Here is a 13,002-nt window from a genome sequence, read left to right on the forward strand (position 1 = left end):
CTCGCGGCCCGCCGCGAAAACAAGTTAAGTCCAAAGCGCGCACCGACCGCGCAATACCTCACAGCACTGCCACCACCTTCACATCACTACGATCCGCCGATGCAACGACCTTGCCATCCACACGCCGGAACGTAAGCGTCACCGCCGCGCTACCCACACGCAGATCCCCCACTTCGAGCCAATCAATGCCCTCAGGCAGCATCGGCTGCTCAACACGCACTTCATGCCGCGCAGCATCGATACTCACCCCCAGACACGCTTCGAGCATCATGAACGGCGAACCCGCAGCCCACGCCTGCGGCAGGCAAGCCACCGGATACGCGGTAGGCGGCTCGCCACGCCGGCGCGGGAAACCGCAAAACAGCTCCGGCAACCGCATATCGAAGGTAACGGCCGCTTCGAACAGCGCCTGCAACAGCCGCACGGCGGCCTCCTTGCGCCCATAACGCGCAAGCCCGCGCGCGCACAACGCGTTATCGTGCGGCCAGACCGAGCCGTTGTGATAGGCCATCGGATTGAAGCGCGCCTGGCCCGCGGCCAGCGTGCGCACACCCCACCCCGTATGAAACAACGCCGATTCAAGAACGCCGGCCACGGCACGCCCACGCTCATACTCGGGCAAACCAAATGCAAGCAGATGCCCCGCATTCGACGCGAGCACGCGGCACAACTCGCCGTGGCCATCGAGTGCGATGCCGTAGAACTCGGACTCCGCCATCCAGTACTTGTCTTCCACGCAACGGCGAATCTTTGCGGCGCGGCCCGCATAGCGCGCGGATTCCTCAACGAGTCCGCGATGCGCGGCGAACTTTGACATCGTCTCGAACGCGGCGCTCGCGTAGGCCTGCACTTCGACAAGCGCGATCGGCCCGTCGGGGAAATGCCCGTCCGCATGGAACACCGAGTCGTGGCTGTCCTTCCAGCCCTGGTTCGCGAGGCCGCCCTCCGACTCGCGCCGGTAATCGAGCAGCCCGAGCGGATTACGGTCGCACACGCCCGCCACCCAGGCCGCGGCGCGTTCGAGCGCGGGCCAGAGCTCGTCGATCAATGCCATGTCGCCGGTGCGCTCCGCATAGGCGCCCGCCAGCACGACGAACAGCGGCGTGGAGTCCACGCCGCCGTAGTAGAGCGCGAACGGCACTTCGCCGGTGGCGGCCATTTCGCTCTTGCGCATTTCGTGCATGATCTTGCCGACCGCCGCGTCGCGGAACGCCGAGTCCTCGCGCGCCTGATGGGCCGCGAGAAAGCGCAGCACGCCGTTCGCGAGCGCGGGCGTGAGCCACAGCGTCTGCAGCGAGGTAATGATGGCGTCGCGGCCGAACGGCGTGGAGAACCACGGAATGCCCGCGTAGGGATACGGGCCCGTGGGCAAATCCGTGGTCAAAAGACCCAGGTCGGCGATCGAGCGGTTGATCCAGGCATTGAAGAGCGGATTGCTCGAGCGCACGTTCGCCGACGCGCGGCGGCGCTCGCGCATCACGATATGCGAGTCGACCAGCGCGGCGCGCACGGCCGCGCGGCCCACGCGCTGCTCCCTCGTGGGCGCGAGACAATGGTCGGGCTGGATGATGCTCGCGCTCGGCGCATCGGGCGCGGCGCCTGCCAGCGGCTCGACCTCGATGGCCACCGTGAGGTAGAGCGACACGCAGGCTTGTGCGGGCAGCGCGACGGTAAAGTCGGCGCGGTCGGCAAAGAGCTTGTCCGGCGTGGGCGAGAACTCGATGCGCACGCGCCGCGCCACGTGATCGAGGCCGATGTATTCGAGCCGCACTTCGCCGTCTTCCACGCGCGGCGGCACGATCGTGCCCTGCCGCGCGCGCTTCAGGCCGCGCACTTCGAACATGTCGCGGAAGTCGCTCGCGAACGAGATCGAAAGCGGCACGACCGCTTCTTCGGTGCCGTAGTTCGTGAGCTCGATGGCCTCGGTCATCATCGTGCCCGAGAGCACGCGCTCGCGCTCCACATGTATCACGCCCTCGGGCGTGGTCGTGCCGCCGAGCGGCGGCAGCGGCCGGTTGGTCAGATGCGCGGTGAATGCGGTGTTGTCGCTGCTCACGCTGCCCGAGAGCAGCGACGGCACGCGGCCGCCGAAGGTGAGGCGCAGCGAGGAGAGCACGCGCGTGTCGTTGACGAAGAGGCCGTCGTCGACGCCGGTGATGTCACCAAGCGGGTCGTTGACAATAAAGGTGTCGCCCGACTTGAGCACGTGCTGGTCGGCGCTGGCGACCTCGGGCGTTTCGGGCGCGATAAATGCGCCATCGGTCTCGTGAGCGGGATGATCCACGCCGCCTGCGCGGGTGACGCCGCCGAGTGCTTCAGGATCCTGCATCGCGTGCCTCCTCTTCGGTTCGCTTTCGCTCGATTGTAGTGGCTCGAGCGCAAATCATACGAGAGGTTTGTCCACGGCAGACGCAGCAGGTTCACGCCGGCACGGCATAAAAAACGGGAGGGTGCGCGTTTATCCGCGCCCCCTCCCGTCGAGCACTGCGTGACGGTATGAACCGTCACGCAGTCTTCGTTGCCATTGCGGCGTTAAACAAAGTCAACGCATCAGCGCGCCGAGACCGGCTTGGCTTCGCGCGGCGTTTCGCCGATGAAGAGCTGACGCGGACGGCCGATCTTCTGCTCGGGGTCGGCGATCATTTCGTTCCACTGCGCAATCCAGCCCACCGTACGCGCCATCGCGAAGATGCAGGTGAACATGGACGTGGGGATGCCCAGCGCGCGCTGCACGATACCCGAGTAGAAGTCCACATTCGGGTACAGCTTGCGCGACACGAAGTATTCGTCTTCCAGCGCGATCTTCTCGAGCGCCATCGCGAGCTTGAACAGCGGATCGTCGTGCAGGCCGAGCTCGTTGAGCACTTCGTGGCACGTTTCGCGCATGAGCTTCGCGCGCGGATCGTAGTTCTTGTAGACGCGGTGGCCGAAGCCCATCAGCTTCACGCCCGAGTTCTTGTCCTTCACCTGCTTGATGAACTCGGGGATGTTGTCGACCGAGCCGATCTCTTCGAGCATGTTCAGCGCGGCTTCGTTCGCGCCGCCGTGCGCCGGGCCCCACAGGCACGCGATACCGGCCGCGATGCACGCAAACGGGTTCGCGCCCGACGAGCCCGCGAGGCGCACCGTCGAGGTCGAGGCGTTCTGCTCGTGGTCGGCGTGCAGGATCAGGATGCGGTCGAGCGCGCGCACGAGCACGTCGTTGACCTTGTACTCCTCGCTCGGCGTCGAGAACATCATCTGCATGAAGTTCGCGCTGTACGAGAGGTCGTTGCGCGGATACACGAACGGCTGGCCGATCGTGTACTTGTACGCCATGGCGACGAGCGTCGGCAGCTTGGCGATCATGCGGATCGCGGACACTTCACGGTGTGTCGGATCGGTGATGTCGAGCGAGTCGTGATAGAACGCGGACAGCGCGCCGACCGCCGCCACCAGAATCGCCATCGGATGTGCGTCACGGCGGAACCCCCGGAAAAAGAAGTGCATCTGCTCATGAACCATCGTGTGGTTCGTGACCATCGCGACGAATTCGTCTTTCTGCTTCTGCGTCGGCAGCTCGCCCTTCAGGAGCAGGTAGCAGGTCTCGAGGAAGTCGGCGTTCTGCGCGAGGTTGTCGATCGGGTAGCCGCGGTAGAGCAGCTCGCCCTTGTCGCCATCGATATAGGTGATCGCCGAGTTGCACGCCGCCGTCGACATGAAGCCGGGGTCGTAGGTGAACATGCCGGTCTGGCCGTACAGCTTGCGGATGTCGATCACGTCCGGGCCCGTCGTGCCCTTGTAGACCGGCAGCTGGACGCCTTCGGCGTGGCCGGGGATCGTGAGTGTGGCGTGAGTCTTCGAATCGATCATGTCTTGTCCTTGCATTGAATTGCCTTCACCTCGCAAGAGCGGGAAGGCACGGTGTCGCTCGTCGCCCGATGTTCCAGGCCGGCTTCACTGCGACCACCTGACGCATTTTACGGCGCGGCGCAGCATCGATTGATAGCGAACCCGGCAACAATGCCTCCTCCAGCCAGCAACATTGAATGCTTGCGGCTCCCTTAACGCCGATTTATGCAACAATATATTGTCAGTGCAGTGCAACATGGATCACTCCTGCTCTGACATACTGCTTGACATGCAACGACTTCCCCTGTCGAACAGAGCGGGGACCTTCGTTTAGGCCCGCGCTCTTGCATGTAGCGATATTGGCCCGCCTCCCTTGGCGGGCCTTTTTTCTCAGGCCGCACGCGCTGTACGCAAAACGTAAGGAATGAACAGATGAACATCTCGATCGACACCCTGTTCGCAGAAGACGAACTTGCAGAGGACGCCATCGTCACCGCGCTGAACCACCAGGACATCGTGGTCGCGCTCTCCGCAGCACTCGCGTCCGAGCGCGTGGCGGTCCTGCATATGCTCTACCCGCGCACCGACGCGCGCACGCACCGCAGCCTCGACGCCCTCGTCGACGCCCTGCACGGCCACGGCCTGCACCAGGTCGCGCGCCTCGTCTCGCAGGAAGCGCACTACCTCGTGTTCAAGGATCCGGTGAAGGCATGGAAGGCCTTCCACGAGATCCGCAACGACTCGCTCGCCATCGGCGTGCATCTCTACTACGCGGGCCTCGTGGGCGAAGCCGCCGAGCACAAGCTCGACGCGCACGCGCACGGTCGCGACTAAGCGCAACCGATTCGGACTGCGATATTTCCGGATTCCTGCGAAAGCGGCCACCCTGGGTGGCCGCTTTGCGTTGGTCCGCTATTCGGGCGGTTGCGGGCGCTTGCTGGCGCCCGCGTAACCCAGCGGCGCCCACACCGCCAGTCAAACCGCCGCTCAATCGCAGGCGTCGAAGTCGGGCTGGCCGGCAGGCACGGCGCCCGCCGCGGCCGCGCCCGCGCCGCGCACGGCGCAGGTGAGCGGCTCGTCGGCCACGCGCACCGGCACGCCCAGCTCGGCGGCCAGGCACTGGTCGAGGCGGCCCAGCAGCGCACCGCCGCCCGTGAGCACGATGCCGCTATCGGCGATATCGCTGGCCAGTTCGGGCGGCGCCTGCTCGAACACCTGGCGCACCACGCCGATCACCTGGCGCAGCGGCAAGGCGAGCGCATCGGCGATGTCCTCGCTCGTGATCTCGATGGTGCGCGGCAGGCCGTCCTCGAGGCTGCGGCCCGTCGCGCGCAGGCGCTCGATGGGCTCGCCGCGCAGCGCGCTGCCGATGATCTTCTTGACGTGCTCGGCGGTCTGCTCGCCGAGGATCACGCCGTAGAGGCCGCGCACGTGCTCGATGATGGCGCGGTCGAACTGGTCGCCGCCCACGCGCACCGAGCCGCTGACGGCCACGCCGCCCAGCGCGAGCACGCCCACTTCAGTCGTGCCGCCGCCGATGTCGACGACCATCGAGCCCGTGGCCGAGGCGACCGGCAGCCCCGCGCCCAGCGCCGAAGCCAGCGACTCGCCAATCAGGTTCACGCTCGCCGCGCCGGCTGCGAACGCGGCATCGCGCAGCGCGCGCCGCTCCACGCGCGTGGCCGCCCCCGGCACGCACACGGTGAACGCCGAACGGCGGCCGAACCGCCGCTGCGGGCGCGCCATGGCGACGAAGCGGCGCATCATCTGCTCGGCGGCGGCAAAGTCGGCAATCACGCCGTGCACGAGCGGCTTCACGGTTTCGAGATTCTGTGGCGCGCGCCCGAGGAGCGCCTTGGCCTGCGCGCCCACGGCGGCGACGGCCGATGCGCTGCCGTTGCCGGCGCCCGCGCCGCGCTCGCGGCAGACGACCGAGGGCTGATCGAGCAGGATGCCCCCTTGCGCCGTATAGATCAGCGTATTGGCGGTGCCGGGATCGATCGCCACGTCCTGGCGGGACCCCATGTGCAGAAAATGCCGCGTGGCTCGGGCCATGTTGTCGTTATTCGTCGTTGCGTGTGGTGGTCGGCCTGCAGTGGGCCGCCCCGGAAATCGAGCCCGGTCGCAAACGTTTGAGCAACCGGGCGCCTGAGAGCCTTGATGGCCCACTGGCTTCGTTTACGGCGAAAGCCGGGCGAGACTTTAGCCGCGCCAAAAATAACCGGGCAGCTTAATCGCCAAGTGTGGAAAAAATAAGTCAGGCCGCGCGCGAGCGCGGCCCCGGCGCTACCCCAGCGCCCGCACCAGCGCGTCGCGCCCGAGCATCGCGCCCTGCGCCGTGATTGTATGACCGACGCCCGGCAGCGCGAACGCCGCCACGGCGAAACCCGCGTCGCTGAACGCCGCGGCGGCCCGCTCGAGCTCGAGCACGGGAATCACCTCGTCGTCCTCGCCATGCACGAGCGTGAGCGGCGTCAGGCTCTTCGCGACGACCGGCGTGACGAGGCGCCCGGCGTAGGCGACCACGGCCGCCGCGCCTTCGGACTGCGTCGCCACGTGATAGAGCGACATGATCGAGCCCTGCGAGAAACCGACCAGCGCGAGGCGGTCGAATCCGAGCCCCCAGTGCGCGAGTTCGTCGGCGAGGCGCTTTTCCAGCACCGGCGCCGCCGCGGCCACACGCGCCGCGCGGTTCGTCTCGTTCACGTCGCGCAGCGTAAACCACTGGCGCCCGCCGAAGCCGCCGTCGAACGGCTCGTTGCCGTCGAGCGAAGCGAAGGCAACGCCGGGCAGCGCGCCGCGCCAGGCGTCGGCGAGCGGCATCAGATCGCGTGCATTGCTGCCCACCCCGTGCAGCAGCACGACGAGCGCGCGCGCCGCGCCTTCGGCGGGCGCGAGGCGCCAGCCGCCATCGAATTGTGTCCAGCTCATTGTCTTGATCCCCTCTTGCCGTGTCTCTGACTCGCCAATCCGCATAAAACGCGCATCACCCGCGCCGTGCGTCCGCCCGACGAGGCAGTGCGCCGCGGCCCACATGACAGCCGCAAGCATACGCTGCCCTTGCGACACGCGTGTGCACGCCGGAAAAACGAAATCACATCGTAAGCGTTCAAGCGGCCCGCGCCCCACCGATGCCCCTCCAGCGCCTGGGGCTGCTTTCACGCCCGCCCATGCCATTGCGCGATTGCAGGTATCCTTGCCGCAAATCCGGTCCGCCGCGCGGACCCTGCGCGTGTCCTGCAGCCCCCGAATTTGCGGAGAAGAAGCTTGAGCCAGCCCACCTCGCCCTCCTCATCGTCTCCGCCACCCGCGCCACCGCCCCCGCTCGAAGGCGGCAAGCTGATCCTCGCGACCATCGCCGTGGCGCTCGCGACCTTCATGAACGTGCTGGACACCTCGATCGCCAACGTGGCCATCCCGACCATTTCGGGCGACCTCGGCGTCTCGGTCGATGAAGGCACGTGGGTCATCACGGTGTTCGCGGCCGCCAATGCCGTCTCCATCCCGCTCACGGGCTGGCTCACGCAGCGCTTCGGCCAGGTGCGCCTGTTCGTGGCGTCGATCCTCTCGTTCGTGCTGGCCTCGTGGATGTGCGGCATCGCGCCGACCCTGCCGTTCCTGCTCATTGCGCGCGTGCTGCAAGGCGCCGTGGCCGGCCCGCTGATCCCGCTCTCGCAAGCCATCCTGCTGGGCTCGTGGCCACGCGACAAGTCCGCCACCGCGCTTGCCTTCTGGGCCATGACCACCACGGTCGGCCCGATCGCGGGCCCGGCGCTGGGCGGCTGGATCACCGACAGCTACAACTGGTCGTGGATCTTCTACATCAACATCCCGGTGGGCCTGTTCGCGGGCTTCATCACCTGGAGCATCTACCGCCACCGCGAATCGCCCACGCGCAAGCCGCCCATCGACATCGTCGGCCTCGGGCTGCTCGTCGCCTGGGTGGCCTCGCTGCAGATCATGCTCGACAAGGGCAAGGATCTCGACTGGTTCAATTCGCCCGTGATCGTCACGCTCGGCGTGACCGCGCTCATCAGCTTCGCGTTCTTTCTCGTCTGGGAGCTGACCGAGGAGCATCCGATCGTCGACCTGCGGCTCTTCGCGCAGCGCAACTTCCTCGGCGGCACGATCGCGATTTCGGTGGCCTATGCCGTGTTCTTCGGCAATCTCGTGCTGCTGCCGCAGTGGATGCAGGAGTATCTGAACTACCGCTCGGTGGACGCGGGCCTCGTCACCGCGCCGCTCGGCATATTCGCCGTGATCCTCGCACCGGTGGTGGGACGCATCCTGCCGCGCTCGGACGCGCGCGTCATCGCCACGGTCGCGTTCATCCTGTTCGCGGTCGTGTTCTTCATGCGCTCGCGCTATGTGATCGAGATCGACACGTTCCACCTCGTGCTGCCCACGCTGCTGCAGGGCATCCCGATGGCGCTCTTCTTCGTGCCGCTCACCGCGATCATCCTCGCGGGCCAGCCGCCGGGCCGCATTCCCGCCGCCGCGGGCCTCTCGAATTTCGTGCGCGTGTTCTGCGGCGCCGTGGGCACGTCGATTTCGACCAATGCCTGGAACAACCGCACGATCCTCCATCACGCGCGCTTGACCGAGCAGGCCTCCATCTACAACCCGGTGTTCCAGCAGTCGATCGACCAGACCCAGCAGACGCTGAACCTGAGCGAGCCCTCGGCGCGCGCGCTGTTCGATTTCCAGCTCACGACCCAGGCCGCGATGATGGGCCTGAACGATATCTTCTATATCTCGGCGATCATCTTCCTCGCGATCATTCCGCTCATCTGGATCACGAAGTCGACGAAGGGTTCGAGCGGAGGCGGCGCGGCCGGCGCGCATTGAGCGAACCGAGCGCGCCAGTCGCGTGGCGAAGCGGCGGCCCGCGCTCCTCACGTGACGAAGCGGCAGTCTGCGCTCCTCGCGTGTCGTGGCGGCAGCCCGCGCTGCCGCCATGCCTTGGCCGCGTTACGCGAAACGCTGCGGCAGATAAGGCCTGGGATCGGTGAATGGCGTCTCGCCCATGATCTGCTCGGCGACGAGCCGCCCCGTCACCGGGCCCAGCGTGAGCCCATGGTGGTTATGGCCGAAGGCGAACCAGAGCCCCGCATGACGCGGCGCGGGTCCGAGCACCGGACGCATGTCCGGCGTGCACGGGCGCATGCCCATCCAGGGCTTGTCGTCGAGCCGCTTGCCGAGTCCGAACACGGGCCGCGCCGCGCGCTCGGCCGCATCGAGCTGCGCGTAGTTGGGCGGACGCTCGCGCGTGGCCAGCTCCACGCCGGTAGTGAGGCGCAGGCCGCGGTTCATCGGCGCGACCACGTAGCCGCCCTCGATATCCACCACGGGACGCGTGAGCGGCGCACCCGCCTCGCTCGCGTAGTGCATGTGATAGCCGCGTTTGGCCATCAGCGGCACGTGATAGCCGAGCGGCCCGGTCACGAGATCCGACCACGGCCCGAGCGCGACGACGGCAAGCTCCGCAGTCAGCGGCCCGTCCTCGGTGCGCACCTGCCAGCCGCTGCCCGCCTTGCGCAAGCTCAGCGCATCGCCCTTCGCGAACCGGCCGCCTTCGCGCAGGAACAACTGCGCGTAGCCCTTCACGAGCGTGCCGGGATCGGCCACGCTGGCCGGATCGGCCCAGTGAATCGCACCGGCATAGCCCTCCGCGAGCGACGCCTCCGCCGCGCGCAGCCCCGCCGCATCGAGGACATTCACGCGCAGGCCGTGCTGCCCGGCCACGCGCAGCGCCTCCTCGCGCTCGCGCTCGAACTCCGCGGGCGAGCGGTACGCCTCCAGCCAGCCGACCGGACGCACGAGCGCGCGCAGATCCGTGCGTGCGTCGGGGTCCGTGTCTGCGTCCGGACGCGTGTCCGTGCAGGCGTCCCTGCGTGCTTCCGAACGTGCCAGCAGCGCCTCGTGCTCGGCGACGCAGCGCCCGATGAGCGGCAGCATGTCGTGCGCCGCGCCCGCCAGCCGCGCCGGCGCCGACTCGCGCCAGAACGACGCGAGCCAGCGCGCATACGCGGGCAGCGAGCGCAGGTCGTAGCGCAGCATCGTCGAATCGTTGCGCATGAGCCGCAGCAGCGTGCGCCAGTCGCGCGGAAAGCCATACGGCACCACCGACGACGCCTCGATCAAGCCCGCATTGCCAAAGCTGGTTTCCTCGCCCGGCGCGCGCCGGTCGACGAGCGTGACACGCACGCCGCGCGCCTGCAGATGCAGCGCGACGCTCACGCCGACGATGCCCGCGCCGAGAACGATCGCGTCCTTGCTCATGCCATTCCTCTGGAGTCCATATCTGCGCCCCCGCTGCGCATCCCTGTCACTTCGCGACGATGTCGCGGCCGAAATACTTCATCGAAAGCTTCGTGAGCGTGCCGTCCTGGCGCAGCGAGTCGAGCGCCGCCACCACCTTGGCCTTGAGCGCCGGGTCGTTCTTGCGCATGCCGAAGCCCGTGCCCTCGCCTAGCGTGGCGGGATCCTTGAGCGGCGCGCCCGCGAAATCGAAGTCCTTGCCTTGCGGCTTCGAAAGGAAGCCGTCGGTGGCAGTCTGCACTTCCTGGACCGCGCCGTCCAGACGGCCCGCGGCGAGGTCCGCGAAAATCTGGTCCTGATTCTCGTACGTGACGATCGACACGCCCTGGGTCGCCCAGTGCTTGCGCACGTAATCTTCCTGCGTCGATCCTTGCAGCACGCCGATCTGCTTGCCCTTCAGGCTCGCCGGCGTGGGCTGCAGCCCCGAGCCGCGCTTCGCGACCATCTGGATCGGCATCACGTAGACGGCCGGCGTGAAATCGATCTGCTGGCGACGCTTGTCGGTGATGTTCATCGCCGAGTTGATGACGTCGAACTTGCGCGCCTCGAGCGCCGCGATCAGGCCGTCGAAGCTGTTCTCCACCCACACGCACTTGACCTGCATGCGCTGGCACACGGCGTTGCCGATGTCGATGTCGAAACCCTGCAACTGGCCCGAGGGCGTCTTGCTCTCGAACGGCGGGTAGGACGCCTCCACGCCGAAGCGCAATGTCTGCTGTGTCTGCGCATGTACCGCACCCGCCGTCATGCCGAGTCCCGCGCCAAGCAGGCCGGCCAGGCCCGCAAGGCGGACCGCTCGCACGTAGCGATTCATCTTTCTGTTCATCGTCGTCACCAATGTCTATAGGAGGAGTTCGGGCGGCGCCCTTCGCGTGTGTTCCGCGGCCGCCGGACAAATATAGACGAAAAATAAAAATAAAGTCTAGAATGGACAAAAATGTCTACTCACGGAGCACAGCATGTCCGATACGTCAGTTCCCCACGCAAGCGCCGCCGCGCCGTCGATTGCGCCGTTCATCGCCGACGCCGCGCAGGTGCGCGCGGCGCTCCCCGCCCTCGACGTGCGCGGCGTGCTCGCCGACATGTTCGCCGCGCTCGGCCGCGGCAACGCCGTGCAGCCGCCGCAGACGCTCGCGCTGTTTCCGCGCGAGGCCGGCGACTTCATCACCTACCTGGGCGTGCTGGCCGACGCTGGCGTGTTCGGCGCGAAGCTCTCGCCGTACATCGCGGGCACCGCGGGTACTGAGGGCGCCGAGGGCGCGAAGCCCATCGTCACGGCCTGGACCGCGCTGATGTCGATGCACACCGGCCAGCCGCTCATGTGGTGCGATGCGGGGCTGCTCACGACCGAGCGCACGGCGGGCACCACGGCGCTCGCCGTCGACCAGCTCGCGCCGCGCAATGCGCGACGCGTGGCCGTGATCGGTGCGGGCGCGGTGGCGCTCGCGCACATCCGCCACGCCGCGCCGCTGCGCGCGTGGGAGAGCATTCGCGTCTATTCGCCGAAGCTCGCCCGCGATGCCGGGCGCGCCGCCAGCGTGCGCGCCGCCGACGCGCGCGTGAGCCTCGTGGCAACGGCGCAGGAATGCGTCGCCGATGCCGACGTCGTCATGCTCTGCACCTCGTCGGGCAAGCCGGTGCTCGCGCTCGACGCGCTCACGAAGCCCGCGCTCATTACCTCGATCAGCACCAACGTCGCGCAGGCGCACGAGATCGATCCGGCCGCGCTGCCCACGCTCGACGTGTATTGCGACTATCGCCGCACCACGCCGCAAAGCGCCGGCGAGATGGTGCTGGCCGCGCGCGAGCACGGCTGGTCGCCAGAGGCGATCGTGGGCGATCTCGCCGAGCTCGCGAACGACGCCTGCCCGCGCCCCGGCTACACGCGCCACGTCTTCTTCCGCTCGATCGGGCTGGGCCTCGAAGACATCGCGGTTGCGCATGCGCTCCATACGCATCTGCTGCAGATGCGCGAAGCTCCAGCGCGCGCGCACTAAGCGCGAGCAGGCGCAGTATCATCGACGTCCTCATTGACGAAACTTCCGACGCCTCACGGCCCCCGGTCCGATGCAGAAAAAAGACTCCGCGAAGCCGCCTGTCAAGCAGCCCGCCGAACAGGCCATGAAGCAGGCCATGAAGCAGCCTGCGAACCCGCCCGCCGGCGCGAAGACGCCGCGCGAGCGGCTGCTCGAACGCTACGCGCACGTGGCGGACAGCATCACGACGCTGTTCTTCCCGTTCGCCGAAGTGGTGATCCACGATCTCTCGGACCAGACCGTGGCGTACCTCTCGAACAATCTCTCGAAGCGCGAGATCGGCGACGACGCCGCGCTGGAGGACGTCGAGGAGACCACGCGCAACAAGCTGCTGGGCCCCTACGAGAAGGTGAACTGGGACGGGCGGCGCATGCGCTGCGTGAGCACGGCGCTGTTCGACGACGACGGGCAGGCCGCGGGCGTCATGTGCATCAACTTCAACATCGCGGCCTTCGACGACATGCAGGCGACGCTCGATCTGTTCCTGCGCGGCGCGGGCGTGATCGCGCAGCCCGAGGAGCTGTTCAAGGACGACTGGCAGGAGCGCATCAACACCTTCCTGCACGGCTGGCTGCGCGAGCGCCAGGTGGCGCTCAACTCGCTCACGCGCGAGCACCGGCGCGAGCTGGTGGAGGCGCTGCATGCCGAGGGCGCGTTCAAGGGCAAGAGCTCGGCGAACTACGTGGCAAAGGTGCTGGGCATGGGACGCGCGACGGTGTACAAGCATCTACGCGAGTTGAAGGGCGAGGGGCAGTAGCGCGCGGGGCGCGCCGGGCGCATCGGAGATGCGGTCACACTGGGCGCGGATGCGCTG

The 13,002-nt window shown here is 67.5% G+C and carries 10 protein-coding genes; 4 read left to right on the forward strand and 6 right to left on the reverse strand.

Annotated features, from left to right (window positions below):
- Positions 1 to 58: 58 nt before the first annotated feature.
- Together BO1_RS37905 and gltA are read right to left on the reverse strand one after the other, a co-directional pair.
- The gene (locus BO1_RS37905) at positions 59 to 2,329 is read right to left on the reverse strand and encodes an amylo-alpha-1,6-glucosidase (protein WP_028222027.1); all 2,271 of its coding nucleotides are present in this window, start codon (positions 2,327 to 2,329) and stop codon (positions 59 to 61) included.
- A 221-nt stretch (positions 2,330 to 2,550) separates the two neighbouring features.
- A complete protein-coding gene (gltA, locus tag BO1_RS37910; RefSeq protein ID WP_028222028.1) occupies positions 2,551 to 3,852 on the reverse strand; it encodes a citrate synthase in 1,302 nt (433 codons plus the stop codon).
- Positions 3,853 to 4,263: 411 nt separating this feature from the next.
- On the opposite strand from gltA, the gene BO1_RS37915 reads away from it, so the two are divergent.
- On the forward strand, positions 4,264 to 4,665 hold the full coding sequence (locus BO1_RS37915) for a hypothetical protein (RefSeq protein ID WP_028222029.1): 402 nt from the start codon (positions 4,264 to 4,266) through the stop codon (positions 4,663 to 4,665).
- Between the two features lie 153 nt (positions 4,666 to 4,818).
- Here BO1_RS37915 and mreB read toward each other — a convergent pair whose 3' ends face one another.
- Both mreB and BO1_RS37925 read right to left on the reverse strand, forming a co-directional pair.
- Positions 4,819 to 5,886 carry a rod shape-determining protein gene (mreB, locus tag BO1_RS54465; RefSeq protein ID WP_043288293.1) on the reverse strand — a complete coding sequence of 356 codons (1,068 nt, stop codon included), beginning with the start codon at positions 5,884 to 5,886 and terminating at the stop codon, positions 4,819 to 4,821.
- 231 nt (positions 5,887 to 6,117) lie between these two features.
- Complete coding sequence (locus BO1_RS37925; protein ID WP_028222030.1) at positions 6,118 to 6,762, reverse strand: alpha/beta hydrolase; 645 nt, start codon at positions 6,760 to 6,762, stop codon at positions 6,118 to 6,120.
- Positions 6,763 to 7,098: 336 nt separating this feature from the next.
- Between BO1_RS37925 and BO1_RS37930 the strand changes: the two genes are divergently transcribed.
- A complete protein-coding gene (locus tag BO1_RS37930; RefSeq protein ID WP_028222031.1) occupies positions 7,099 to 8,679 on the forward strand; it encodes a DHA2 family efflux MFS transporter permease subunit in 1,581 nt (526 codons plus the stop codon).
- Between the two features lie 123 nt (positions 8,680 to 8,802).
- Here the strand turns inward: BO1_RS37930 and BO1_RS37935 are convergent, their stop codons facing one another.
- Positions 8,803 to 10,113, reverse strand: a complete 1,311-nt coding sequence (locus BO1_RS37935; protein ID WP_028222032.1) for an NAD(P)/FAD-dependent oxidoreductase — start codon at positions 10,111 to 10,113, stop codon at positions 8,803 to 8,805.
- Positions 10,114 to 10,159: 46 nt separating this feature from the next.
- A complete protein-coding gene (locus BO1_RS37940) occupies positions 10,160 to 10,978 on the reverse strand; it encodes an ABC transporter substrate-binding protein (protein WP_084688548.1) in 819 nt (272 codons plus the stop codon).
- A 133-nt stretch (positions 10,979 to 11,111) separates the two neighbouring features.
- Between BO1_RS37940 and BO1_RS37945 the strand changes: the two genes are divergently transcribed.
- Both BO1_RS37945 and BO1_RS37950 read left to right on the forward strand, forming a co-directional pair.
- Positions 11,112 to 12,149, forward strand: a complete 1,038-nt coding sequence (locus BO1_RS37945) for an ornithine cyclodeaminase family protein (RefSeq protein ID WP_043288295.1) — start codon at positions 11,112 to 11,114, stop codon at positions 12,147 to 12,149.
- A gap of 136 nt (positions 12,150 to 12,285) precedes the next feature.
- A complete protein-coding gene (locus tag BO1_RS37950) occupies positions 12,286 to 12,945 on the forward strand; it encodes a helix-turn-helix transcriptional regulator (RefSeq protein WP_028222035.1) in 660 nt (219 codons plus the stop codon).
- Positions 12,946 to 13,002: the final 57 nt, after the last annotated feature.

The organism is Paraburkholderia oxyphila NBRC 105797 (assembly GCF_000685075.1).
Taxonomy (GTDB): domain Bacteria; phylum Pseudomonadota; class Gammaproteobacteria; order Burkholderiales; family Burkholderiaceae; genus Paraburkholderia; species Paraburkholderia oxyphila.